This is a genomic window from Leptolyngbya sp. NK1-12 (assembly GCF_032598965.1).
Taxonomy (GTDB): Bacteria; Cyanobacteriota; Cyanobacteriia; order Elainellales; family Elainellaceae; genus Elainella.
Genome location: NZ_CP053586.1, coordinates 2,520,451 through 2,543,651, shown reverse-complemented (window position 1 = coordinate 2,543,651; position 23,201 = coordinate 2,520,451). Strand labels below are relative to the sequence as shown.

The window sequence follows — 23,201 nt, the reverse complement described above, 5'->3', positions numbered from 1 at the left end:
CGATTGAACCAAGTAAGGAGGGGAAAGTCATGGTAGAGCGTCCAATCAAGAAATCCGAACGACAGCAGAAAGCTGAAACCAACGCGGCAGAGGGCAAGCCTGAATCTCAATCGTCTGATAGCCAACGCGCACCTCGGAATCGCGACAGGGACGGTAGCAGAGACGGTGGTCGAGACAATCGAGAAGGAGGTCGCAATCGCGATCGGGACGGCAAACGAGGTAAGGGCAAAGGTAAGGGCAAAGGAGAACGGTTTGAAGCCGAAAAGCCACCTGTTAATTTAGCGCTAATGCGTGGCCCTAGGCCGTCTCAGGCTAAACCGCCGGTCGAAGAGCCTCCTGTAGAAGCACCACCTACCGAGTCAATTGAGTCTGGCGAGACTGCGGATACCGCTGTAGAGGCTGGAGACAGAGACAATCAAGCCGTGGATATGGAAGCAGCCATTAGCACCGAAGCAGACACTCCTGTACAGGAAACTACTACTCCTGCGGATGCGGTTATTGAAGACATGGTGGCAGATGCTGCATCAACAGAAACTGTGACCGAACCGACCTCTGACATCGAGCCGCAAGCCGCAGAACCCGCTCCGGCAGAGACTGCTTCAGCAGCACCAATTATAGAACCGGTTGCAGCCGCTCCAGAGGAAGGCAGCAACGAAGAAGGAAAACCGGATGAAGCCGAAGCAGCTGAAAAAGCCATTGAAGCCGCAGCACCAACTCCTGCAGAAGCAACCGTAACCGCAGAAGAAAAAGCTGTTGAAAGTTAGAGAAGTCATCCCAACCCAGGTTAGATACACTCCGATAGTGTTCCTGGATTCATGGTAGCCATTACTTCAGTTTGATTTGATTCACTCAAGCCACAGAAACCGTTGAGAATATCGTGCCAGGTTACTTCTCTCTAACTCCGTCACCTTCCTGCGGGTTACCAACGAGCTGATGCCTGCACTCTAGCACGCCTAAAACCACGACCGGCTAAGTATGACCGCAAGTATGACCTGGCGCTTGATTTCTTACTCAAGCGCTCCAGCTTGTTGGTACATCATCCGCCACACTAATCGCGCTTTCTAGATGCTTGAGGAGCGTGGCTTGGGGCAGAGCACCCTGTAAATGCTGCCAGGGCAATACTTGTGAGGTCGGCCAATTGGCATGGACATAAAACTCCAAGTCAGGTAGCTGCCCCTTCAGTTCCTTAAAGGCTCGACGATAGCTACCCAGCGAATCGCCATAGTGACGCACCAGCTCCAGCAAATACGATAAGCGCCGATCCCCACGCGAGATCAGGGCTTGGATCACTGACCAACTATAGCTTTCGGGCCGAAACTCAATACCCTGTGCCCCTAGCTGCTTCTGCAAAAACTTCAGCCGTTTCTCGGCCTGTGGATCAACCCCCAACCATTGAAACGGCGTATGAGCCTTCGGCACAAAGGTACTGCACCCCAAAGTTAAACGCAGACCTGGCGCGGCTTTTTTGATTGCCTTCAGCATCACTAGGGTCTGGTCTAGATCAGCAGGGGTTTCGGTCGGAATGCCTACCATGCCATAGAGTTTGATCGCACTCAGCCCGCCTGCTTTAGCATTGATTGCTGCCGTAACAATCTCGTCGTTGTCCAGCTTCTTATTGATCATGCGCCGCAAGCGATCGCTACCCGTTTCGACCGCAATTGTAATCGAGCGAGTGTCGTGCTTCACCAATAGACGAGCCAGTTTCTCGGTTACGGTGTTAGTACGGACCGAAGCAATACTGAGACGAATAGCGTCATACTGGGGCTGATCCAGATGGTCCAGCAAGGATTCAAATTCTGGATGTTGCGTCACCGACGCGCCCAACAACCCCAAGCGATTCGTCACTTGGAGTCCCCGCTCAATCGCAGGCAGCAACGAGGCTTCTAAGCTGGCTGTTCGGAAGGGCAACGTTAGGTAGCTTGCTAAGCAAAAGCGACACATCTCTGGGCAGCTCCGCACCACCTCCACCATGTAAATGCTTTCCCAGGCTGCTTTTTCAGTCACAACCGTAGAGGCCAGTAAGGTATTGCCCCGATAGGTCTGCTTCTGCACTTGGGCCGGAATGGCTTCATCAACTGGGTCAATTCGCTCGATCTCACCATCTGTGGCTTTGTAAATCACCTGATACAAACTGGGTACATACACACCAGGGACTTGGGCTAAATGGCGCAACTGAGTAAGGCGATCGGCCAAACGCACTTGCTGATAGGCATCGATAAAGGCATCCAGCAACTCCTCACCATCCCCCAGCAGCACCAGATCAAAGAAATCGGCAAAAGGTTCAGGATTGGCCGTTAGCACCGGTCCTCCGCCAAAAACCAGCGGGTGGGCATCGGAACGGTCGGCGCTGCGCAGGGGCAGGTTGAGCGACTCTAACAAGCTGAGGATATTGACATAATCCAGTTCCCAAGAGAACGAAAACCCAACTAGCTCCGGGTGGCCAGGCAAGGGTTCGTGAATATCCGTAAACAGACGGCTGACCTGCAAATCGGGGCGCATCGCCAATGTGGCCCAAATCACTTGATAGCCCAAACTCGTGATGCCAACGCTGTATTCGTTGGGAAAGGCAAAGATCACTGGAGCGGCATCAGCACTGGGGGTGACGGGCGTAAATAGCAGGGTTTCAGTAGAGAAGACAGTCACAGGAGAGATAAAGGTAGAAGGAACCGGCGGATCACTGGATCACTTCTTCAGCCTAGCATTTGGCTTTAGCAGCAAGCAGATTAGAGATTTGCTGAACCGATCTCTACAGAGGTGTGTCAGGAAGGATTCCGAAATTTTGCGCAAACTACCGCTGCAGGTGATTATCAATTTTCTTAAACAAGTTCAGGGCATTTACTGTGGGTACTAGCAGATTGCTTCGTCAAAATTTAATGGAAGAGTAAGAGACTGTCAGGTCCTTTCTCATGTTTAAGGAGTGCGGAGTAGATCTGCATAATTACCACTCTCAATCCTATTTCAACATCAGTTGAAGTTTATTCCTCGGATGGTTAAACGCTAGGCTACGCAGTTGCTTGAGATTTGGGTCTAAGCACCCTGAATACGCTGGGTTCAATGCATCTACCTTTCCTAATAGCAATTGGGGCAATTGGAGATTTGGTTGCACAACTAATAAAGAGTCTCTGCATATTTCCTCATAGCATTTCTTACAGCATCTTTTTCAGATTTCTCTATTAGGTCACGTTTTCGCTTCTTCTAAATATCCCAAATAGACACTCGATGTGTATCAGTGCATTAGTTTAATTAGAACTCTTAAGCACGGCTATCGTTCAGTTCGGGGCCATCAAGGTTGAATTATGGTGAAGCCATTTGACGATAAATTTGGAACATTTGTCCCGCCAGCAGAGCGAGGATGGGATGCGGAGAGAGGCAGTGCCACGGCGGCCGATCCCCGCCGTTGTGATGCGGACTACCTACTCGAAAAAGGAGCCGAACTCTATCAGATTCGCGATTTTCAGGCGGCAGTCAAAACCATTCAAAAAGCCCTCGAACTATATCGCAATAGCCAGGATTTACAGAGCGAAGGGCGAGCGCTGGGAGGATTGGGCGTCGCTTACTACGCTTTAGGTAACTATTCTGAAGCCATCGCTTGCTCACATCAGGGTTTAGCCATTGCTCGTCAAGTTTTCGACCCTGTCACTGAGCGGCAAACTTTAGCGAATTTAGGCAATGCCTATCGGCATCTAGAAGACTACAATCGTTCGGTGGAATATAACCAACAAAGTCTGGCAGTAGCGCGGCAAATCAACGATCAGCGCGGCGAGATGGCAGCTTTAAATAATTTGGGCATGACGTACAAAGTCATGGGAGATTATCTGCATGCGATTCACTGCTATCAACGCGCCTTACTGATCGCCCGCAGCCAACGAGACTTGACAACCGAAGGCCAAATCCTCCGCAACCTGGGTAACGCCTATCACGCGATGGCGAACTACCCACAAACAATTTTTTGCTACGAGCAGCTTTTGGCCATCGTGCGGCAGTTACCCAACCGTGAAACCGAATCACAGGTGCTGAAAAATCTCGCTAGCGCTTGCTATGCAATGGGCGATCTGATGAAAGCAATCGGCTATCAAGAGCAACGCCTCATTCTAGCGAGAGGGTTAAAAGACTACCGCAGTGAAGAACAAATTCTGGAAAACCTGGCTGTTACCTACGAGGGCATGGGCAAACCGCATCAGGCCATCAAGTATCACGAACAGCGGCTTGCGCTCGCCCGCGCCATTCAAGATCAGCAGCTCGAACAGCAGGCCCTGGCTAACCTTAAATCAACTTGTTATGCGATTGGGGATTTTGCTAAAGCTCACCAGTATTGAGCTGAAAGAAGCATCACTTACCTGAATCCGCTCCTTGGCACTTGGCTTGAATCTAATTGAATCTAATTGAATCTACAGCGTTTTTCACTCATGTGAGGTATGGGGGTGTGGAGACTTCGTCCCCACACCGGAGCGCTGGCACCCCGTTTTTCGTACTTCACTAGCCTGAAAAAGGCTGGGTAGTGCTCAAGAAGTAATGGTTTTGGGATGAGGATGTGCCGCGCTCCGCGCGGCACATCCTCACTTGTTGAGCACTATCAAAGGCTGTAATTAAATCAAATGATCGATTTGACATAGGTAGTCAGCCGGTCCATACCACGACGAATGCTGTCAACATCTGTGGCATAGGAAAGGCGAATACAGTCATCTGCACCAAAGGCAATACCCGGAACAGCCGCAACCTGGTAATCATCGAGCAGCTTATCGCAAAACTCCAACGAACTGATGCCGAGCTGCCCAATGTTGGGAAAAACGTAAAAGGCTCCGTCAGGCTTGGGGCAGCTCAAACCCGGCATGGCATTGATAGAGTTCAAGATCACCTGTCGGCGTTCGGTAAAGGCGTCTAGCATTTGCTGCACACAGTCCTGCGGTGCTTCGTAAGCGGCGATGGCACCGTATTGAGCAAAGGTACACACATTCGATGTACTGTGGCCTTGGATGGTAATCGTAGCTTTGATCAGCGGTAGGGGACCAGCTAAGAAACCAACACGCCAACCGGTCATGGCATAGGTTTTGGCAAAGCCGCTGCTGACAATCGTGCGCTCAAACGCTTCCGGGCTAACGGCTCCAATACTGAGGTGTTCGGCCCCATCATAGAGTAGCTTTTCGTAAATTTCGTCAGAGACTACCAGCAAATCTTGCTCTACTACTACATCGGCAATCGCTCGCACTTCATCTGGCGTATAGACCATGCCAGTCGGGTTTGAAGGGGAGTTAAATACAAACAGTTTGGTCCGGGGTGTGACAGCTTGCCGCAGTTGGTCAGGCGTAATTTTGTAGCCGTTTTCTAGAGTGGTGGAAACAATCACGGGGGTGCCGCCAGCCAGCTTTACCATTTCCGGATAGCTGACCCAGTAGGGTGCAGGAATGATTACCTCATCACCTGGTTCAATTAAGGCCAGCATCAAATTAAACAACGAATGCTTGCCGCCGTTGGTTACCAGAATATTCTCTGCACCGTAGCAGAGTTGGTTATCCCGCTGTAGCTTTTGGGCGATCACTTCTCGTAGACGCGGTTCTCCAGCAGCGGCTCCATAACGGGTTTTACCTTGCTCTAGGGCTGCTTCAGCCGCTGCCCGAATATGAGCTGGCGTATCAAAATCTGGCTCTCCGACGCTAAAACTAATCACATCGATGCCCTCCCGCTTCATCGCTTTCGCTTTTGTATCGATAGCTAACGTCATAGAGGGAGTCACTTGTGTCACGCGGGCTGCCAGTTTCATGCTGCTCACCAAGTTCAGTAGGTATCCAGGTTTGTTCAACTAAGTTACCGCATTGCTGTCAGGGGTGTGGTGGAATGTTAGATAATCCTCACATTGTGGTTGGTTTGCTGCATGATTGCTACCGTTTTCGTTACCCTGGCAGATCTAGAAGGAGGTGGTTTAGTCGAGTTCTACCGGCAATTGTTTGAGCAAGAGCCGACAGTTTGGCTGCCGCAGTACGCTGAGTTTGAGTTGCCAGGGCTACGGCTGGGTATTTTTCAACCGAAAGCTGAGCACCGGGACGAGTTCTGCGGGCCAGCCAGCAGTATGAGCTTGTGCCTAGAAGTGCAGCAGCTAGAAGCGGCAATCGAGCGGCTGACTGCATTGGACCAGGCTCCAGCGGGAGCAATCGTCAATGCCAGCCACGGTCGTGAAATTTATGCCTACGATCCCGCCGGCAATCGGTTAATTCTGCATCAAGCGAAAGTAGTTCAGTAGTAATTTCATGGAATTCAGTCAGCTCCATTCCGCTAAATCAATTTGTCAAATTTGGTGAAAAACGTCGAAAAACATTGATAGAGTTCAGCGACCATCTGAGGGATACTAGGTAAAGTAATGTAAACACAGAGTCAATTCATGCTGAAGTCGGGCCAGTCAACCGTTAGATCAAGCTTCAAACCAAGTGTTAAATCCAAATGGCTGTTTTTTGTTGCATTCGTCCTGAGCGGATTGTGTTGGTTCGGAGCAGCACCGGCCTCAGCACGACCTTTGGTTACTGCAATCCCTGCAACGGGCTTAACCGCACCGTCATCTACCGCACCTACAGCTGAAATCCTTATGGCAAGCAAACCTCTGTTCTCGTTTTCAGGTAAGCGACCGGATAATTTAGGCGTCAAAGCTGGCAAACTGGCCGCTTGTCCTAACACACCGAACTGCGTCAGCAGCCAGGCACCGGCTGGAGACACCGAGCACCAAATTTCTCCCCTCACCTACCAATCTTCCCCCAGCGACGCAATGGCCAAGCTGAAGTCGGTGATTGCGGGCATAGAGCGGACTCAAATTATCACGGAAACCGGCGATTATCTCTATGTTGAGTTCACTACCGCCTTGATGGGGTTTGTCGATGATGTGGAGTTCTACTTTGATCCCAGCACTCCCGGTCAGATCCAGGTTCGTTCGGCATCGCGCCTCGGCCAGTCAGACTTGGGCGTGAACCGCAAGCGCATCGAGGAGATTCGAGCCAAACTAGCAGCAAGCTAAAGCGCTAATTTTAACCGTTCCCACTCCTACTATCGATTCAGTTCAGTATAGCTGCCCACCTTAGCTTTCAGGACTTGACGCACCTATGGACAATACGGTCATTAACCTACTGCTGGCCGATCTGAAAAGCGATGATGAAACCGTTCGAGAAGAAGCCACTCGTGAACTCTGGCGGATCTGGTTTCATCAGAAGGGGGTTTATGGGCTGGAGCAGCTCGAACAAAGCCAAGCACTATTGCAAGCTGGTCGCATTGATGAGGCCGAAGCAATATTGAACGACTTGATTCAGGCCCAACCCGACTTTGCCGAAGCCTGGAACCGTCGAGCCGTGTTGTATTACCTCCAGGGACGGTATCGCAGTTCGCTAGCCGACTGTCAGCAAGTCGTTGCGCTTAACTCGATCCACTTTGGCGCTCTACACGGCATGGGGTTATGTTACGCTGCCCTGGGAGAATACGCCACCGCGATTCAGGCCTTTCGACGCGCCCTGGAAATTCAGCCCCATGCCCTGGCCAACCAGCGCATGATTTTAGAATGCACAGCGAGATTGAGCTAGAGAGAGGTGTAGGTTGGAGTATTAGCCATCTACTCATCTACTCATCTACTGCACTTCAGCCGTGCCACTCATCTTCGTCTCTCATCGCCATCACTGGCTTACCAGACATGGTGTGAATAAAATCATACAGATGGTGCGCCATTTGCAGCTTACTGCATTGGCCGATGGCGACTTTGCGGCCTTCGTGGTCGATGAAAATGGCCTGGTTGTGATCGCTGCCGAAGCCGCTGTCAATCTGGTCAATTGCGTTGGCGACAATGGCATCGAGCCGTTTGCGCTGTAGCTTTTCTAGGGCAGGCGTGAAGATGTCTCCAGTTTGGGCAGCAAAGCCGATCAGGCGCTGATGAGAGCGTTTGATATGGCTCAGTTCGGCAACAATATCAGGCGCAGCTGAAAGAGGGAGTTGGTTTGGCAGCAACCGTTTGGGTAATTTCTCGGCGCTATATTCGGTAGGGCGCACATCGGCAACTGCCGCCGCCATAATTGTCCAATCGGCTTCGGGAAAGCAATTGAGCATGGCCTGCCGCATTTCTACGGCGCTAATCACCGGCAGTAACCGCACGCCCGATAGCGAATTGAGTAAGCGGGTTTCCATCGGCGCATGCACCAGCGTCACCTTAGCGCCTCGATGCAAAGCAGCTTGAGCCAGCGCTACGCCCATTTTGCCGGTCGAGGGGTTGCCAATAAACCGAACCGGATCGAGGTGTTCGCGGGTGCCGCCTGCGCTGATCAGAATATGCTTGCCGATTAGATCTCGTTTGCCTTGGGTGTAAAGCAGCGAATGTAAATAGACCAAAATTTCCGACGGTTCGGCCATGCGCCCCATCCCCACGCGGTCACAGGCCAAAATGCCGCTGCCCGGATTGACAGCATGATAACGCAGGTCGGTTTGCAACAGCTGCCAGTTGCGCTGCACCGAGGGCTGGTGCCACATATCAGTATTCATAGCAGGAGCCAACAGCACCGGGCAGGTGGAGGCCAGGATCGTGCTCGTGAGCAGATTATCGGCCAGCCCATGCACCAGTTTTGCCATCAGATTTGCCGTCAGCGGTGCAATCAACATGACTTCGGCCCATTCCCCTAGCTCGATATGCAGCGGGCGAGGCTGGGAAGGCTGCCAAAATAGTTCATCAGTGTAGGCAGAATGGCGGCATAGCGTGGCAACCGTTAAAGGCGTAATAAACTGCTGAGCGTTGTCTGTGAGAATGGCCCGCACTTCTACACCCAGTTTTGCCAGGGTGGAAATGACTTGACAGACTTTGTATGCCGCAATTCCTCCCCCCACTCCGATCAGTACCCGTCTCCCCTGAAGCATAGGTTGTTAATTAAAGAAATATTGAGTAGTCGTTCATACATGTCTTTACTTTGCAGGAAGAATGTAATTGTCTCAAGCGTTTTGTGCCAATTCTGCCACTTTTGCTGCTGAGGTGGAAGCAGGGCAGACCAACTGGAATAAAAAACCAGGCCAGTTACCTGCCTGATCGTGCCAAAACTATGCGATTTCCGTTCACTTATGGAACGTCAGTTAAGATAATTCAGGCTTCGTCATAGGCTTCCATATCCAGCAGGTAGAGATAAGGCTCCACCAGTTCTGGACGTTGGAATGCCAATGCCCGCAACAGATGCCAATCATCTAGCCCTTCAAAAGGGTTGGTGTAGGCATCCTGTTCTAACCGCTGGGCCAGAGCAGCCACTTCATTGGCTGTCATCCGAGCCACATCCTGTTCTGAGAAATTGAGTGTTTTCATTGCCAAGCCCTCTCCCAATGCACCTGTCCAATTCTCTAGAAGGACAGTAAGACCGCTCCCTCAACAGCTACGCTTCGCAGCAGCCAACTTCCGCAAAGCTACAGAGGTATTTCTATTCTTATCGTATAGCGGTTCTATAGTGAATCGGGTGGAAATACGATTTCTTCTATAAAACTTTGCATCAACTTCAGAACAATCGGCTGAATCTCGTGGCCCATACTGAGTTCGTGATACTGAACCGATACACCCAAGTGGTCGAGTTGTGCTCGCGTTTGCTGAGCGGCCCGCAGCGGCACCACTTGATCCAACTGACCATGCACCATTAGCACTTTAGGAGCTGGCTGAACAACCGTTTCCAGCGGCGCATGGGCATAGCCACTCAGCACCATCAGAGCCGCCAACGGCAACTGTAACCCCACTTCTAGAGTCATGGCTCCACCCTGGGAAAAGCCCGCCAAAATCGTGCGCGACAGGGGCAAGCCCGTCGTGGCCTCTAGGGACTTCAACCAACTCAGCAACTGTTGGCTACTTTCCTGCACCTGGGGCTGCTGTCGAAAATCAGGTTGGCTGGAGAAGGAATAGTCTTGCGGCAGGTCGTACCACATTCGGCCTGTTGGCATGTAGGGAAAGGGAAACGGCGCATTGGGAAAAAAGAACTGCACCTGAGGCAAATCTATATAGCTGGCCAAAGTAGCCACATCTTGGGCATTGGCTCCCCAACCGTGCAGCATCACCAGGAGCGCTTGCGGAGGTTGATTGGTCGGGTCGGAGAAAAGTGGGCGCGGCGGCAGGGAAAGGACTTGGAGAGACATGTTTGCGAAGACCGAAGAAGACCAAATTTTGCAGTTTTAGATTCTTTGAATTGTCTAGATCATAGAGTTCGTTCACACAGAATTCTACTATTGTGGGTAAGGCGATAAGTTCATTCATAACCGTCGCAATCAGGATTGGGGGAAGCTCATGGCTCGTTTAGCATTGCTTAGCGTATCGGACAAAACAGGATTGCTGGAACTGGCTCGTAGTTTGGTCGAAGAATTTGGGTTTGACCTAATTAGCAGCGGCGGCACCGCTCAGACTCTCAAAAACGCAGGCATTCCAGTTACAAAAGTTTCTGACTATACCGGATCGCCCGAGATTTTGGGCGGACGAGTGAAAACGCTGCATCCGCGTATCCACGGCGGCATTTTAGCCCGCTTAGACCAACCTCAGGATGTCGCCGATCTCGAGGCCAATCAGATTCGGCCAATTTCGCTGGTGGTGGTAAACCTCTATCCGTTTGAGCAAACGATCGCCAAGCCAGATGTCAGTCTAGCCAAAGCCATCGAACAAATCGACATTGGCGGTCCGGCCATGCTGCGAGCGGCGGCCAAGAACTTTGCCCACCTGACCGTTCTGTGCAGTCCCAGTCAGTATGAAGCCTACCTTGATGAACTGCATCGCCAGGGAGATGCCTCGCTTCAGTTTCGGCAATCCTGTGCCCTGCAGGCATTTGAACATACTGCGGTCTATGATGGTGCGATTTCGGTCTATTTAGCCGCTCAAGCCGATCAAAGCTCTCGTGAACTTGATGGAATGCCCGCTAAGTTTAGCCTATCGGGTCAGCAGATCCAGGCTCTCCGCTATGGCGAAAACCCGCATCAGCCAGCCGCTTGGTATCAAACCGGGACTAGCGCGACGGGATGGGCCGCTGCCACCAAACTACAGGGCAAAGAGCTGAGCTACAACAATTTGGTCGATTTGGAAGCCGCCCGCCGGATTGTGGCGGAATTTACCACCGAAGCCGCGGCAGTGATCATCAAGCATACCAATCCCTGTGGCGTAGCTTTGGGAGATCGTTTGGTCGAGGCTTACACCAAAGCCTTTGAGGCCGATTCGGTTTCAGCGTTCGGCGGTATCGTTGCCCTCAATCGAGCGATTGATGCGGCCACCGCCAACGAGTTAACCAAAACCTTTCTAGAATGCGTTGTTGCACCGGGATGCGATCCGGATGCGGCAGAAATTCTCAGTAGAAAGTCGAAGGTGCGGGTACTGGTTCTACCAGACCTGATCAGCGGTGCCAAGCAGCTCGTGAAGCAAATTGCCGGCGGCTTTTTAGTCCAAGCTGCTGACGATCAGCCAGTCGATCCCAGCCAGTGGAAACTAGTTACAAAGCGACAGCCCACCGCGGCCCAGCTCGAGGAATTGGCCTTTGCCTGGAAAGTTTGCAAACATGTCAAATCCAACGCGATTGTCGTGACCAGCAACCGGACAACTGCTGGTGTGGGTGCAGGGCAGATGAATCGAGTTGGGTCGGTCAAACTAGCCCTAGAGCAGGCCGCAGATAAAGCCAAGTCAGCCGTTTTAGCGAGCGATGGCTTTTTCCCATTCGACGATTCGGTTCGAACTGCCGCCGCTGCCGGAATTGAGGCAATTGTGCAGCCGGGAGGCAGCCTCCGAGATCAGGAGTCGATCGATGCGGCGGATGAACTGGAACTGGTGATGGTTTTTACAGGTATGCGCCATTTTCTGCACTAGATTTGCACTAGATTTGATACTGAGGTCAAGAACGGAATGGGTTGGAGCACAACCATGAAGCGGAAAGGATTCGTAGAACAGCGCAAAAAAGTAGCCAAAACACAGCCGGAAGCAACCTCCGATCAGGTGGCTATTACGCTTTTGCTTACTGGCGGCCAGGAGTACACAGTTACTGTCATGCCTGAAGACCCGCTGCTGCACGATCTATATGAAACCTTGGTGGCCGGAAACGGCAATTCGGTCAAGCGGTTGTTCCAAATTCCAATTCAGCATGGCAAAGCAGTTCTTGCCTTTCCCAGCGATCGGTTAGTGGGTTTGATTACCGAACCGCCGCTGATTATCGAGCAAAACCAAGTCGCCTCATCTAATCCAAGTACCACACCATTGCAATCTGATTCCGATCCCTGTATCTCTAAGTATCTTCAGCTCGATCAGTTTCTTGCACCTGCGGATCATCAGCGATTGTTAGATTACGTCATCGAACATGAAGCTGAGTTCGTTCCTTCGTCCACCTTCACAGGTGAAGCCAATTATCGAGAATCAGTTGTCCTGTATTCATTTCCTGAATTTTCTGAGCTAATCACCCGGCAAATTCAGCAAGTATTACCGCAAGTATGTGAGCAATTTAGCCTTGCTCCGTTTCCAGTTACCCAGATCGAAGCGCAGCTCACTGCCCATAATGACGGTCAGTTTTACAAGGTTCACAACGATAACGGCAGTCAGGACACAGCCACTCGCGAATTGACCTATGTCTATTACTTTCATCGCGAACCAAAAGCCTTTAGCGGCGGCGAACTCGTGATCTATGACAGTAAAATCCAGAATAACTACTACGTTCAGGCCCACACGTTCAAAACCGTTGAACCACGCAACAATAGCATTGTGTTTTTCTTGAGCCGCTACATGCATGAGGTGCTGCCAATTCACTGCCCCTCACAGGACTTTGCCGACAGCCGCTTCACGATCAATGGGTGGATTCGCCGCTGATTAGTCTTGCTGATTATTATTAAATCAATCCCCGCAACAGCGCCTGCAACTTCAGCTTCACCTCCGCCAATTCTCGCTCCGGGTCAGAACCGGCCACAATTCCAGCCCCCGCATACAGGCGGGCACGATTGCCATCAAGGAGGGCTGAACGGATGCCAACAATAAATTCAGCGTTGCCGTGGGCATCGACCCATCCCAGCGGTGCGGCGTAGAGGGAACGGTCAAACTGTTCATAGTGCAGAATTTGCTCGCAGGCAGTTTGGCGCGGCATTCCGGCTACGGCAGGTGTAGGATGTAAAGCGGTCAGCAGTTGCAGCGGATGTAAATGGGCCGGCAACACCGCTTGAATCGGAGTATGCAGGTGCTGGATATTCGACAACCTCAGCAGGGCAGGCACTTCTGCATAACGCGGATGCAGGCCCAGAGCCGTGAGTTGCTGAGCAATGAACTCTACCACGAGCTGGTGCTCCCGCCGCTCCTTTTCGCTGTTGAATAATCGATTAGCGAAATCGACATCTTCAACGGCAGTACGGCCCCGTGAGGCGGATCCAGCCAATGCGTCGGTGATCAGCTTGCGATTGCGAATACTCAACAACCGCTCTGGACTAGCCCCAATAAACCGCTGTCCGTTGCCGTTGCCGGTGGAGAACACACAGCAATCGGGATGGAGCTGCCGCAGATGATGCAGCGAGCGGCTCCACTGAAACGGCAAATTAGAACAAACATCAATTGCATGAGCTAAAACAAGTTTTTTATAAGCTTGCTGATGAATTGATTGCAGTGCTGAACTGACCGTTGATTGAAAATCGTGAGTCTCGATAATTTCCCATCGATTTAGCCGCGCTTTTTGGTCTTCAGCCAAATAGAATCCATCGTATTGAATCAACTGTAATTTCTGCAATTGATTCCAAATCGTTTGGGTTAATTCACCAATTCGAGAAGCTGTATCAATTTCCCAATTGACAATGACAAAGCTCGCTTCCTGCCATCTCACAATTTGCCAATGCGGCAAAAAAACCGTGGCAGGCGGAAAGGGCGAATCAACCGTGCGATTGTGATCAAAAAAAGTGAAGCTGCAAAAAAAACAAGGTGCATTCCACGGCGGCTGAACCGCATAGATATCGGGATAATTGGACAACAATCGCTGGAAGCAACCCTGAATAAACTGCTGTGCCTCCGAGAACCGATTAGCACCGCTCATTTGTTGCAAAATTGCCGTATCAAAAGCAGCAATTGCTTGATGTTTATCGCGATTTTCAAAATAAAAATGCGGTTGATTTTGTTTAGCAAGTTTCGATAAAACCAGCAGGGGATCAATCAATGGAATCTCTAGAGAAATACTGGCAATTTTAGGTTGAGAATCAGCGATAGACTGCTGCTGACAAAAGTCAAGAAATTGATATAACTTTTTACAATCCTGTGAGGAATCTAAGCGGCTAAAGGGCGATTGGCATAGCATTGAACGCAAAAAATCCTTGAGATTGATTGGACTATGAAAATTTAATTTGTTGATGCTGGGAATATAACTACAAGTAACATATAGCTGTGCGAAATGAGTTGTGAAATTCGTGAGGAGTCAGGAGTCAGGTTTCGTTCGTGGAACGCGCTCCGCGAGCGACGGTGAGATCAGCCGAACCGGAGTCAGAAAAGTCAGAAGCTAGGAGTCAGAAGTCAGAAGTCAGAAGTCAGGACATGCGAGTCTTGCTCGGCGGCTGGGAGAGTTTGCTTGGCCGTTACCCGCAGTTGCAAATTGCCTGGAGGCACAAAAGTGATGCCGCGGCGGGCTGGACGGTGTATAGGCTGGATGGGCCGTGTTGGAGTGAATTGGTAATACCGCATCAGGGTGGCCAAAATTAGCTTCATTTCAAACAGGGCTAGAGCCATACCAATACAGCTACGATTGCCGCCCCCAAAGGGGAAATATTCATACGGCGACAGTTTGCAGTTCAAGAAGCGCTCTGGACGGAATTGGTCGGCCTCTGGATAGGTCTGGGCACGGCGGTGCGCTAAGTAGATACAGGGAACCAGAACGGTACCCGGCTCAAACTCATAGCCCTTCAGCTTAATCGTTTGCTTTACTTTCCGCGGCTGGGAGATCAGCGCAATTGGATAAACCCGCAATGCTTCTTTACAAACTGCCGTGAGATAGGGTTGTTGGGAGAGCTGAACCGGATCGATATCCGTCGGCAGGTGTTCCAATTCGCTGCGCAAGCACAACAGTATCGCTGGATTTTGGTAGATCCAGTAAAAGGCCCAAGTTAAGCCTGATGCCGTCGTTTCATGGCCCAATAGCAGCAGGGTCATCAGCTGATCTCGCAGTTCCTGATCGCTGAGAGGCTGACCTTCGCTGTCGCGGGCGGCAATCAGCAGCGAGAGGATATCCGTTGGCTCTGACGGCTGTGGCGGCTCAGATCGTTCCGTCGGTTGGTCTGCAATCCATTGTCGTCGTTCGGCAATTTCGGCATAGAGCAATTCATCGATCTGCTGACGCAAATGCACAAATCGACCCCAGGGACTCCAACGACCCAAATCCTGCTGTAAGGGCGGCAAAAAGAACTGCACCGAATAGAGCGGCGAATTCACCCACTCCAGCAAGGTATGCAGCAATGCCTTCAACCGCGTGTAGCGTTGACCGAGCTGCATGCCAAATACCACCCGCAGAATGATTTCTAATGAAATCTCTAGCATCTGCTCCTGCACCGAGATCACCGATCCCACCGACCAAGTGGCCGCCTTTTGTCGTGTGATGGTGCAAATCAGCTCACCGCAACGAAACAGTCCTTCTCCATACAGCGCAGGCATCAGGAGCTGGCGCTGGTTCTGGTGGCTGGTCCCGTCTTGCATAATCAGGGACCGATCGCCCGTCAGGGGCCGAAATACATGAGTCACTTTGCCTAACTCAAATTGATCTGCCAACTGGGTATAGATCGCCTGAATCGCCTCTGGATCGCTGAAAAACACAACCGGCGGCGAACTAGACCCGAGCACGCGCAAGGTAAATGCATCGCCATAACGCTGAGCACAAGTATCTAGAAAACCCGTTGGGTCTGCAATCATATGAAGCGTTTGCAGCAAGGCTGGCGTAGTAGGATCTTCTGGCAGTTTCATCACTCGGTTTCCAAGCTCGATGGTGAACGTCGATGGAGGCACAGCCCTATTGTAGGCACACATGTAAGCCCACCATTGCAGGCACACCGTTCTTTCACCGTCGCCTACTGACTCACAAACTAGCGTAGCAGTCGCAATGATTCGTTACGTGATTTCAGGCCTCAGTCCGGCTGAAACGGCCAAAAACCGTGCTGATTCATCGTACAATTGCAACGGTTGAAACGCTCACGGTGAGAAGGTTCTGGGTCTAATTCCAGCTTTACTGCTCTTTTAACAAATCCCCTATGACCAATCCCCTATGACCAATTCCCTATGACAACCAAGGTTGCTTCCTATTCCCCTAACCCAGATTCTCCCAGCCCAAACGAGTCTTCTGGCTCTCCCACGGCTGAGGAGCGCAAAAAATTATGGCTGGCTGCTCTGATGCCGCCGATGTATAGCGTGGCGATTTTTCCGATTGCCCTGGGTACCGCCGTGGCCTTTGCCGAAACCCATACGCTGCACTGGGGCAGTTTCCTGACGTTTCTGGGGTCAGCAATTCTGATTCTAGCCTGGGAAAACCTCAGTAACGATGTCTTTGACGCCGAAACCGGCATCGATGCCAATGAACCCACCTCGCTGGTCAACCTAACCGGCAACAAATCGCTAATTTTTTGGATTGGCAACCTCTGTTTGGGATTGGGAATTGCGGGCATTTTGGCAATTAGCTGGTGGCAGCAGGATTTCACCGTGCTGGGGCTGATTCTGCTCTGCTGTGGTTTGGGCTATGTCTACCACGGACCGCCGTTCCGCTTGGGCTATCAGGGATTGGGCGAAATTCTCTGCTTTTTTAGCTTCGGACCGCTGGCCGTTTCTGCCGCCTACTACAGCCAGACCCAGACTTGGTCAGCGACGAGCTTGGCCGTTTCTGTGATTCTGGGTATCAGCACCAGTTTGATTCTGTTTTGCTCTCATTTTCACCAGGTCGAGGATGACCTAGCGGCGGGCAAACGGTCACCTGTGGTGCGTTTGGGGACCCAGCGGTCGGCTCAGCTCATTCCCTGGCTCAGTGGCGGCATCTTTGCCTTGGCCGGATTACTTGTAGGGCTAAAGCTGTTTCCCGTCTGGATATTGTTGATTCTGGTCAGTGCTCCCACCGCTGTCAGTCTCTCTCGCCATGCCTTGCAGTATCACGACCAGCCCGAACGAGTGCGCAACTGCAAGTTTTTTGCTGTGGGCCTACATTTTTGGAGCAGTTTGTTGCTTTGTGTGGCTTTTGGAATAGCGGGCCTGAGCTAGGAAAATCTACTTGCCGAACCGCAGCCAGCGCTTCACCGAACGCCCAGCTGACCGAAGCGAGGTATAGACTTGCAGCAGGCGATTGTCTTGCAGTTGGGTGAGTTGCTTGTTGGTTTGCGAAAGCTGGAGCCGCAAGCACTTATTGGCATCGCGGACACAGCGCTCCCGAAAGGCATAGTCTTGTTCTGGGGCAATTTTTGCTGCAATGTCGTAGCAGCGAATTGCTTCTTCCAATTGGCCCAAATCCTGATAGCAGCTTCCCCGTAGCCATTCCAACTGATGGCGTTCGTTCACGTTATAGGTTTCTGCCATTTGGATCAGGGTGAGTGCCTGCTGGTAGTGGCCTTGCTGCATCAAACATTTGGCCTGAGCGCGGTAGCTGAGACCCACGGTTTCGGGCGGTACGCTAGGCAGCTCCACCACCCGCCGATAGAGCAACAGGGCTTCGTTTAACAAACCCGTTTTACGACAGTAGCGGGCCAGACGCATCAGCAAATCTCCATCTTCAGACTGCTCCGCATAGGGCACCGCCGTTTCACAAACCGCCTTCAGAGCTTCGCTATTGCCCTGGGCCATCAGCGTATCAGCCAATCGTTGCAGCGCCCGCAGCCGCAGTCGATCAGGCAAGTCGGTTTCCACAAGCTGACGCAGCAAATTTTCTGCCTGTTGATATTGCTGGGCACGATAGGCATCGCAGGCTAGTAAATAAATCCGCCAAAATGGATCGAGCCAGTCCTCGGAATATGAGGTAGAAAACTCGCCGGTTTTCCGCAGAAACAACGCCATCGAGCTGAGCAAAATATCTTGGTAGTAAACCTGAATGCCAGTCTCTGCGTTCGGCAGCACGGGCGGATTTTCCGGTTGAGGACTGACGGAGTAGTCTACTGCATCAATCAGCTCAAATCCTTGCAGTAACGGGGTATCGCCCGTCAGCCAAGCCTGCACCCAGGGATGATCCACCAACAGCATCGCCGGTTCGTAGCTAGGCCGATTCGTCGGATTAAACCCGGCAGCTAAGGCCGCAATCCCACCTGGCTTCAAGACGCGATGGATCTCGCGATAAAGCTGATAGAGTGCCTCAAAGTTAGTCATTTGTTCGATGGCGCGGCAACTCCAGATAAAATCAAAACTGTGATCTGGATAGTCAATCCGCGTCAGGTCCATCGGGCGAACTTCGAGCCGATCTGTGGCATAGGGGAAGGGATTGCGGCGGTAAACCTCTTGGGTCGTGAGCGCCTCTCGCCCGTTGTAGAGATCGTACAGGTCGGTTGCAACCACTCGATTACAACCGTTGGCAAAGGCATAGATCAGCGGTTCGTCACCCACTGCCAGCCCTAGGGCTGTGGCCTGCCCTCCCAGCAATCCCAACTGATGCAGTCCGGTGTAGATCTGAATCAAGGGCCAGACTTGACGATTCCTCACCGACTCCAATTGCAAAAGAGATGCTGTCGCCTGAAACGCCTCATCTTGCCAGTCGGCAATGTCAGCAACCTTACAAAATTTCATGGCCTGTGACTCAGCTTGCTGCCGCTTAGTAGTTTACCAAAGTTACTTCAACGATAATGACTGATTCTAATCCACCTGCCCTAGCCACGCTCGCTGCCATCCCGATTCTGGATCAAGACGGAGAGGTCAGCGCTCAGTTTGATCAGCAAGTCGGTGTCTATGCCGTTTTTGATCAGGCTCATGTTTTGCAGTATGTCGGCTATTCTCGTGATGTTGGCCTTAGTTTAAGACAGCATTTGGTCCGCCAGCCGCAGGCTTGCTATTGGGTCAAGGTGAAGACGATCGAGCGGCCCAGCCGCACTGTTCTGGAAGCGATCCGAGATGCCTGGATCACCGAAAATGGAGCAGTTCCCATCGGAAATGGAGCGGCAGCCGATCAATGGAATCAGCCCATCGACGCCAAAACTCAAATGACGCCGGAAGAACAAAGTGCCTATGCTGCCAGCGACGAAGCCGGAAGAATCAAAATTCTGAAGCAGGTGGCTCGACGAGTAGAGGCAGAGGTGTTGGCCGCACTAGAGGCAAGAGGCGTCAAGATGGCCGTCCGGTTCGATCCAAAAGCGAAGGAAGCAGGATTGCTGAATTTGAAGTAGCGCCATGCCACAAGCCTGCCAAGGGGTCTATGTGGTTGAACTGAACCAATTGATCCCTCTACTGCAAAGACTGAATTAAATTCTATTGACAGGAGTGGTTGACCTTTCTCTTCAAGCAGCTATTTCCAAACAAAAAAGGGCGAGAAATACCCGCCCTCCGGTTCGATTCACGTTTAGCTTGTTGGGAGCAATTCCCGCAGCTCTATTTGACGCTGACTTTGCCGCCCGCTGCTTCGATTGCTTTCTTAGCTTCTTCAGCCGCCTCTTTGGGAATACCTTCCTTCACGGGCTTGGGCGTGGATTCGACCAATTCTTTGGCTTCCTTCAGGCCCAGGCCGGTCAGTTCACGCACTGCCTTGAGGACCGCGATCTTCTTATCGGCAGGAACTTCATCAAGAACCACGTCAAATTCGGTCTTCTCTTCGACTTCCTCAGCCGGGGCAGCGGCAGCAGCACCTGGAGCCGCCATCATCATCATGCCACCCGCTGGAGCAGCGGCACTAACGCCGAAGGCTTCCTCGATTTGCTTCACCAGTTCAGCCGCTTCTAGCAAGCTGAGGGTTTTCAATTCTTCCAAAATTGCATCTGTTTTTGCAGACATGAGTGAACTCCTTGTAGATGGTTAAGTATAAACAGGGTTGAATGAAGGCAACTTAAGCCGATTCGTCGGCCTTGTCTTTGTCCGCATAGGCTTGCAGCGCCCGCGCCAACGAGGATGGTACTTCGTTGATACCAACCGCCAGTTTGGTGGCAACTCCATTGATCGCACCGGCGATTTGGGCCATCAGCTGCTCCTTCGACGGCAGATCCGCAATTGCCTTGACATCTGCCTCACTCAGCAGCCGTCCTTCCATCGCGCCGCCGCGAATCACCGTCTTCTTGGACGCTTTCTGAAAATCTTGATAGGCTTTCAGTGCCTTACCCAGATCATCCTTCAGCAGCAGAAACGCAGACGATTCTTTGCAGATCTCGGCCATTGGCTTCCAGTTGGGATCATCCTGGACCGCAATCCGCATCAGCGTATTTTTGGTGACCTTGCACTCTGCCCCAGCCGGACGCAACCGCTTCCGCAGATCGGTGATCTCAGCAACCGTCAGGCCTTTGTAGTCAATCACAACGGCAAGCTGTGACTGGCTCAACGATTCCTTTAGTTCGCTGACAATCGCCTGTTTGTCTTCGAGTGTTCTTCCCATACGTATCTCACCTCCTTGGTTGTGGGAAATGACCAAGCCTGAACGATCCCATGCCCTATAACTCCTTTGACATGTAAAAACCCCAGTCAGATTAACCGGGGCTTGGCAGGCTTCAGACTCACTGCACCAGTTTGATCTCACAACTGGTCAGGAGTTAGAAATCAACCTCGGCAGGATATTAAGCGAGTCGCACCTGCTGTCTCCGGTTTCTATTCAATTGGGCAAATGGGCAATAATAAACTTTCCTAGGCAGCTACTTGAACAACTAAAACAACTAAGCCACATCCGAAGCCTTCATGTCTCGCAGGGCATTGATGTCTACCTGAATCGAAGGTCCCATCGTCGATGCCACATAGATCGAACGCCAGTAGCGGCCTTTCGCACCCGACGGACGGTTCCGGTCAATGGTTTCCTGCAGCGCCTTTAGGTTCGCCAGCAAATCGGTAGCCGGGAAATCTGCCTTACCAAACATAACGTGAACAATGCCGCTGCGGTCAGCCCGGAACTCCAGTTTACCAGCCTTGAATTCCGAAATTGCTTGCGCCACATCAAAGGTTACCGTACCACCTTTGGGAGAGGGCATCAAGCCTCTAGGACCGAGCAGACGACCTAGCTTAGCAACCTGCGGCATCATGTCAGGTGTGGCAATCAGCACATCAAAATCCATCATTCCCTTCTGGATCTCGTCAATTAGTTCTTCCGATCCAGAAATATCGGCACCCGAGTTAGATGCTTCCGTCACCTTTTCACCGCGAGCAATCACCGCAACCCGCACCGTTTGCCCAGTGCCTTTGGGTAGGGCTACTGTTGTTCTCAATTGCTGGTCGGTGTACTTGGGATCGATCCCTAAGCGGATATGGGCTTCTGCCGACTCTGGGAATTTAGCCGTCGCCGTTTCTTTTAACAAACTCAACGCTTCCAGCGGCTCGTAGGGACGATCCTCTACCTTTTGCTGCAATTCTCGCAATCGTTTCGATACTTTCTTAGCCATCGTTGATCTCTCCTGGGGTAATCACGAGCCAAGCTCTCCCCCCTAATGTTTAAGCTTTGAGCTTTGGGTTCTAGCTTTGAGTTCTAAATTATGGGTGATTGAACTACTGTTTGCTCTGTAATTCAAAACTCAACCCTAAGAACTCAAAACTAATCTTTAACCGTAACGCCCATGTTGCGGGCTGTACCTTCTACAATTTTCATGGCCGCCTCAATGTCGTTTGCATTCAGGTCAGGCAGTTTAGTTTGGGCGATTTCCTGAAGCTGCGCTCTGGAGATGGAGCCAACTTTCTTTTTATTGGGTTCACCCGAACCGCGTTCGATGCCAGCCGCCTTGGCAATCAAAACCGATGCGGGAGGCGTTTTCAAAACAAACGTAAAGCTGCGGTCTTCAAACACCGAGATTTCTACCGGAATCACCGTACCCACCTGATCGGAGGTTTTGGCGTTGTATTCCTTGCAGAACATCATGATGTTTACCCCGTGCTGACCCAAGGCAGGGCCAATCGGAGGCGCAGGGTTTGCCTTGCCAGCCTGAATTGCTAGCTTGATGATTGCTACAACCTTTTTTGCCATTGGCTTTCTAGCTCTGCTTTTGTACTTGATTAAATTCCAGCTCAACCGGCGTATCTCGACCAAAAATCGAGAGGAGTGCCTTGAGTTTGCTGCGTTCTGGGCTGACTTCGATCACTTCTCCTTCAAAGTCCTTGAAGGGACCAGACAGCACCAAAATCTTGTCTCCGGCAGCCATATCCACCTTGACGACCGGCTTCTGCTCTTGGGCCTGCTTAAAGATTCGCTCTACCTCAGCCGCACCTAACGGCACCGGCTTCACATGGCCTCTGCCCCGTCCATAACGGCGCTTCTGCTCAGCCCCAACAAAGTTGATCACATTGGGCGTGTTCTTGACGACCTGCCAAGATTCATCGTCCATGATCATGCGAATCAGCACATAGCCTGGAAAAACCTTTTCAGCGCCTTCTTTGGGCTTACCTCCCTTCTGGGGCTTTAGCACCGGCGTTTGAGGAATCTCGATCTGAAAAATTCGATCACCAACATCCAGTGTCTCGATGCGCTGCTCTAGATTGATCTTGACGCGATTTTCGCATCCAGAAGCAACCTGAACCGCGTACCAACGGGCACCGGTGGCTGAAGGCGACTGTTCGTCGTCCTCATGGAAATTATCGAATTCATCTGATGAGGCAATCATTAGAACACCTGCTTTGCGGCCCAACCAAAGAAGTTATCGACCAAATAAATGATTGTTGCAGAGAGAGTGACCATCAAAATGACGGCAATGGACTCGCTAATCAACTGCTGGCGACTCGGCCAAACGACTTTGTCTAATTCTTCCTTCAGACCTTGAACAAAAGTGGAGGGATTAAAGCCAGATTTGGCTTCCTCAACTTTTTTCGACTCTTTGGCGTCCTTAGTGTCTTTGACTTCTTTTTGTCCCTTTACGTCTGCTTCGCCTTTCTTTGCCACAATCTACTAGCGCCTCGCCACGAGTGAACAGGATGCTCTAGTCAAGCTGAACTTGCACTAACCAGATCAATGTATTAACAGCGCGCCCTGGAGGACTCGAACCCCCGACATCAGGTTTTGGAGACCTGCGTTCTACCAACTGAACTAAGGACGCACGCTTTGCAGCAATCCTTCGGATGCTTCTCTAGTCTAGCAGTTAATCGATTGCGTGATTCGTTGTTGAGCCGCTGCCGTTTGGGTAGTTTC

General features: G+C 51.5%; 24 protein-coding genes, 1 tRNA gene and 1 other annotated feature. Of the genes, 10 read left to right on the top strand and 15 right to left on the bottom strand.

Annotation, left to right across the window (positions count from 1 at the left end; all coding sequences use genetic code 11):
• Window positions 1–29 precede the first annotated feature (29 nt).
• Window positions 30–764, top strand: a complete 735-nt coding sequence (locus HJG54_RS10620) for a hypothetical protein (protein ID WP_316434867.1) — start codon at window positions 30–32, stop codon at window positions 762–764.
• A 247-nt stretch (window positions 765–1,011) separates the two neighbouring features.
• Here HJG54_RS10620 and HJG54_RS10615 read toward each other — a convergent pair whose 3' ends face one another.
• A complete protein-coding gene (locus HJG54_RS10615) occupies window positions 1,012–2,643 on the bottom strand; it encodes a B12-binding domain-containing radical SAM protein (RefSeq protein WP_316434866.1) in 1,632 nt (543 codons plus the stop codon).
• 653 nt (window positions 2,644–3,296) lie between these two features.
• Here HJG54_RS10615 and HJG54_RS10610 point away from each other — a divergent pair.
• Window positions 3,297–4,316, top strand: a complete 1,020-nt coding sequence (locus tag HJG54_RS10610) for a tetratricopeptide repeat protein (protein ID WP_316434864.1) — start codon at window positions 3,297–3,299, stop codon at window positions 4,314–4,316.
• Between the two features lie 275 nt (window positions 4,317–4,591).
• Here HJG54_RS10610 and HJG54_RS10605 read toward each other — a convergent pair whose 3' ends face one another.
• Complete coding sequence (locus tag HJG54_RS10605) at window positions 4,592–5,758, bottom strand: pyridoxal phosphate-dependent aminotransferase (protein ID WP_316434863.1); 1,167 nt, start codon at window positions 5,756–5,758, stop codon at window positions 4,592–4,594.
• 111 nt (window positions 5,759–5,869) lie between these two features.
• Between HJG54_RS10605 and HJG54_RS10600 the strand changes: the two genes are divergently transcribed.
• From HJG54_RS10600 to HJG54_RS10585, 4 genes are all read left to right on the top strand, one after another.
• A complete protein-coding gene (locus HJG54_RS10600; RefSeq protein WP_316434862.1) occupies window positions 5,870–6,235 on the top strand; it encodes a glyoxalase in 366 nt (121 codons plus the stop codon).
• A gap of 197 nt (window positions 6,236–6,432) precedes the next feature.
• Complete coding sequence (locus tag HJG54_RS10595) at window positions 6,433–6,567, top strand: hypothetical protein (RefSeq protein WP_316434861.1); 135 nt, start codon at window positions 6,433–6,435, stop codon at window positions 6,565–6,567.
• 7 nt (window positions 6,568–6,574) lie between these two features.
• A complete protein-coding gene (locus HJG54_RS10590; RefSeq protein ID WP_316434860.1) occupies window positions 6,575–6,997 on the top strand; it encodes a DUF1499 domain-containing protein in 423 nt (140 codons plus the stop codon).
• Between the two features lie 85 nt (window positions 6,998–7,082).
• Entirely contained in the window at window positions 7,083–7,553 is a 471-nt protein-coding gene (locus HJG54_RS10585) for a tetratricopeptide repeat protein (protein WP_316434859.1), read from the top strand.
• Between the two features lie 55 nt (window positions 7,554–7,608).
• Here HJG54_RS10585 and coaBC read toward each other — a convergent pair whose 3' ends face one another.
• The 3 genes from coaBC to HJG54_RS10570 form a co-directional block, all read right to left on the bottom strand.
• Window positions 7,609–8,868: a bifunctional phosphopantothenoylcysteine decarboxylase/phosphopantothenate--cysteine ligase CoaBC gene (gene coaBC / locus HJG54_RS10580; RefSeq protein WP_316434858.1), complete on the bottom strand. Its 1,260-nt coding sequence runs from the start codon at window positions 8,866–8,868 to the stop codon at window positions 7,609–7,611.
• A 220-nt stretch (window positions 8,869–9,088) separates the two neighbouring features.
• Window positions 9,089–9,301 carry a DUF2555 domain-containing protein gene (locus tag HJG54_RS10575; protein WP_036004498.1) on the bottom strand — a complete coding sequence of 71 codons (213 nt, stop codon included), beginning with the start codon at window positions 9,299–9,301 and terminating at the stop codon, window positions 9,089–9,091.
• Window positions 9,302–9,435: 134 nt separating this feature from the next.
• Window positions 9,436–10,113, bottom strand: a complete 678-nt coding sequence (locus HJG54_RS10570) for an alpha/beta hydrolase (protein WP_316434857.1) — start codon at window positions 10,111–10,113, stop codon at window positions 9,436–9,438.
• A 148-nt stretch (window positions 10,114–10,261) separates the two neighbouring features.
• On the opposite strand from HJG54_RS10570, the gene purH reads away from it, so the two are divergent.
• Window positions 10,262–11,815 (top strand): bifunctional phosphoribosylaminoimidazolecarboxamide formyltransferase/IMP cyclohydrolase, encoded by a 1,554-nt coding sequence (gene purH, locus HJG54_RS10565; protein ID WP_316434856.1) that lies wholly within the window; start codon window positions 10,262–10,264, stop codon window positions 11,813–11,815.
• Between the two features lie 54 nt (window positions 11,816–11,869).
• Window positions 11,870–12,802, top strand: coding sequence for a 2OG-Fe(II) oxygenase (locus tag HJG54_RS10560; RefSeq protein ID WP_316434854.1), 933 nt, complete (start codon window positions 11,870–11,872; stop codon window positions 12,800–12,802).
• Between the two features lie 19 nt (window positions 12,803–12,821).
• On the opposite strand, the gene HJG54_RS10555 is transcribed toward HJG54_RS10560, so the two are convergent.
• On the bottom strand, window positions 12,822–14,123 hold the full coding sequence (locus HJG54_RS10555) for an isochorismate synthase (RefSeq protein ID WP_316434853.1): 1,302 nt from the start codon (window positions 14,121–14,123) through the stop codon (window positions 12,822–12,824).
• Window positions 14,124–14,473: 350 nt separating this feature from the next.
• On the bottom strand, window positions 14,474–15,910 hold the full coding sequence (locus HJG54_RS10550; RefSeq protein ID WP_316434851.1) for a cytochrome P450: 1,437 nt from the start codon (window positions 15,908–15,910) through the stop codon (window positions 14,474–14,476).
• Window positions 15,911–16,222: 312 nt separating this feature from the next.
• Between HJG54_RS10550 and menA the strand changes: the two genes are divergently transcribed.
• Window positions 16,223–17,188: a 2-carboxy-1,4-naphthoquinone phytyltransferase gene (gene menA, locus HJG54_RS10545; protein WP_316434850.1), complete on the top strand. Its 966-nt coding sequence runs from the start codon at window positions 16,223–16,225 to the stop codon at window positions 17,186–17,188.
• A 6-nt stretch (window positions 17,189–17,194) separates the two neighbouring features.
• Here the strand turns inward: menA and HJG54_RS10540 are convergent, their stop codons facing one another.
• On the bottom strand, window positions 17,195–18,694 hold the full coding sequence (locus HJG54_RS10540; RefSeq protein WP_316434849.1) for a methyltransferase domain-containing protein: 1,500 nt from the start codon (window positions 18,692–18,694) through the stop codon (window positions 17,195–17,197).
• Window positions 18,695–18,750: 56 nt separating this feature from the next.
• On the opposite strand from HJG54_RS10540, the gene HJG54_RS10535 reads away from it, so the two are divergent.
• Window positions 18,751–19,287 (top strand): GIY-YIG nuclease family protein, encoded by a 537-nt coding sequence (locus HJG54_RS10535; RefSeq protein WP_316434848.1) that lies wholly within the window; start codon window positions 18,751–18,753, stop codon window positions 19,285–19,287.
• A 202-nt stretch (window positions 19,288–19,489) separates the two neighbouring features.
• Here the strand turns inward: HJG54_RS10535 and rplL are convergent, their stop codons facing one another.
• The 7 genes from rplL to HJG54_RS10500 all read right to left on the bottom strand — a co-directional run bounded on the left by rplL (window position 19,490) and on the right by HJG54_RS10500 (window position 23,109).
• Complete coding sequence (gene rplL / locus HJG54_RS10530; protein ID WP_316434847.1) at window positions 19,490–19,888, bottom strand: 50S ribosomal protein L7/L12; 399 nt, start codon at window positions 19,886–19,888, stop codon at window positions 19,490–19,492.
• Window positions 19,889–19,940: 52 nt separating this feature from the next.
• Window positions 19,941–20,480: a 50S ribosomal protein L10 gene (gene rplJ / locus HJG54_RS10525; RefSeq protein WP_211620078.1), complete on the bottom strand. Its 540-nt coding sequence runs from the start codon at window positions 20,478–20,480 to the stop codon at window positions 19,941–19,943.
• A 65-nt stretch (window positions 20,481–20,545) separates the two neighbouring features.
• Window positions 20,546–20,704: a sequence feature (ribosomal protein L10 leader region), on the bottom strand.
• A gap of 50 nt (window positions 20,705–20,754) precedes the next feature.
• Entirely contained in the window at window positions 20,755–21,471 is a 717-nt protein-coding gene (gene rplA / locus HJG54_RS10520) for a 50S ribosomal protein L1 (protein ID WP_316434845.1), read from the bottom strand.
• Window positions 21,472–21,620: 149 nt separating this feature from the next.
• Window positions 21,621–22,046 carry a 50S ribosomal protein L11 gene (rplK, locus tag HJG54_RS10515; protein WP_036004471.1) on the bottom strand — a complete coding sequence of 142 codons (426 nt, stop codon included), beginning with the start codon at window positions 22,044–22,046 and terminating at the stop codon, window positions 21,621–21,623.
• Window positions 22,047–22,053: 7 nt separating this feature from the next.
• Complete coding sequence (nusG, locus tag HJG54_RS10510; protein WP_316434844.1) at window positions 22,054–22,680, bottom strand: transcription termination/antitermination protein NusG; 627 nt, start codon at window positions 22,678–22,680, stop codon at window positions 22,054–22,056.
• Window positions 22,680–22,955, bottom strand: a complete 276-nt coding sequence (gene secE / locus HJG54_RS10505) for a preprotein translocase subunit SecE (protein ID WP_051925561.1) — start codon at window positions 22,953–22,955, stop codon at window positions 22,680–22,682. Before secE ends, nusG begins: the two co-directional genes overlap by 1 nt.
• 81 nt (window positions 22,956–23,036) lie before the next feature.
• Window positions 23,037–23,109, bottom strand: a tRNA-Trp gene (locus HJG54_RS10500).
• Between the last annotated feature and the right edge of the window lie 92 nt (window positions 23,110–23,201).

Bases quoted from the DNA above. Each gene is read 5' to 3' on its own strand.
- HJG54_RS10620 (WP_316434867.1), top strand. From the start codon at position 30: ATGGTAGAGCGTCCAATCAAGAAATCCGAACGACAGCAGAAAGCTGAA.
- HJG54_RS10610 (WP_316434864.1), top strand. From the start codon at position 3,297: ATGGTGAAGCCATTTGACGATAAATTTGGAACATTTGTCCCGCCAGCA.
- HJG54_RS10605 (WP_316434863.1), bottom strand. From the start codon at position 5,758: ATGAAACTGGCAGCCCGCGTGACACAAGTGACTCCCTCTATGACGTTA.
- HJG54_RS10600 (WP_316434862.1), top strand. From the start codon at position 5,870: ATGATTGCTACCGTTTTCGTTACCCTGGCAGATCTAGAAGGAGGTGGT.
- HJG54_RS10595 (WP_316434861.1), top strand. From the start codon at position 6,433: ATGGCTGTTTTTTGTTGCATTCGTCCTGAGCGGATTGTGTTGGTTCGG.
- HJG54_RS10590 (WP_316434860.1), top strand. From the start codon at position 6,575: ATGGCAAGCAAACCTCTGTTCTCGTTTTCAGGTAAGCGACCGGATAAT.
- HJG54_RS10585 (WP_316434859.1), top strand. From the start codon at position 7,083: ATGGACAATACGGTCATTAACCTACTGCTGGCCGATCTGAAAAGCGAT.
- coaBC (WP_316434858.1), bottom strand. From the start codon at position 8,868: ATGCTTCAGGGGAGACGGGTACTGATCGGAGTGGGGGGAGGAATTGCG.
- HJG54_RS10575 (WP_036004498.1), bottom strand. From the start codon at position 9,301: ATGAAAACACTCAATTTCTCAGAACAGGATGTGGCTCGGATGACAGCC.
- HJG54_RS10570 (WP_316434857.1), bottom strand. From the start codon at position 10,113: ATGTCTCTCCAAGTCCTTTCCCTGCCGCCGCGCCCACTTTTCTCCGAC.
- purH (WP_316434856.1), top strand. From the start codon at position 10,262: ATGGCTCGTTTAGCATTGCTTAGCGTATCGGACAAAACAGGATTGCTG.
- HJG54_RS10560 (WP_316434854.1), top strand. From the start codon at position 11,870: ATGAAGCGGAAAGGATTCGTAGAACAGCGCAAAAAAGTAGCCAAAACA.
- HJG54_RS10550 (WP_316434851.1), bottom strand. From the start codon at position 15,910: ATGAAACTGCCAGAAGATCCTACTACGCCAGCCTTGCTGCAAACGCTT.
- menA (WP_316434850.1), top strand. From the start codon at position 16,223: ATGACAACCAAGGTTGCTTCCTATTCCCCTAACCCAGATTCTCCCAGC.
- HJG54_RS10540 (WP_316434849.1), bottom strand. From the start codon at position 18,694: ATGAAATTTTGTAAGGTTGCTGACATTGCCGACTGGCAAGATGAGGCG.
- HJG54_RS10535 (WP_316434848.1), top strand. From the start codon at position 18,751: ATGACTGATTCTAATCCACCTGCCCTAGCCACGCTCGCTGCCATCCCG.
- rplL (WP_316434847.1), bottom strand. From the start codon at position 19,888: ATGTCTGCAAAAACAGATGCAATTTTGGAAGAATTGAAAACCCTCAGC.
- rplJ (WP_211620078.1), bottom strand. From the start codon at position 20,480: ATGGGAAGAACACTCGAAGACAAACAGGCGATTGTCAGCGAACTAAAG.
- rplA (WP_316434845.1), bottom strand. From the start codon at position 21,471: ATGGCTAAGAAAGTATCGAAACGATTGCGAGAATTGCAGCAAAAGGTA.
- rplK (WP_036004471.1), bottom strand. From the start codon at position 22,046: ATGGCAAAAAAGGTTGTAGCAATCATCAAGCTAGCAATTCAGGCTGGC.
- nusG (WP_316434844.1), bottom strand. From the start codon at position 22,680: ATGATTGCCTCATCAGATGAATTCGATAATTTCCATGAGGACGACGAA.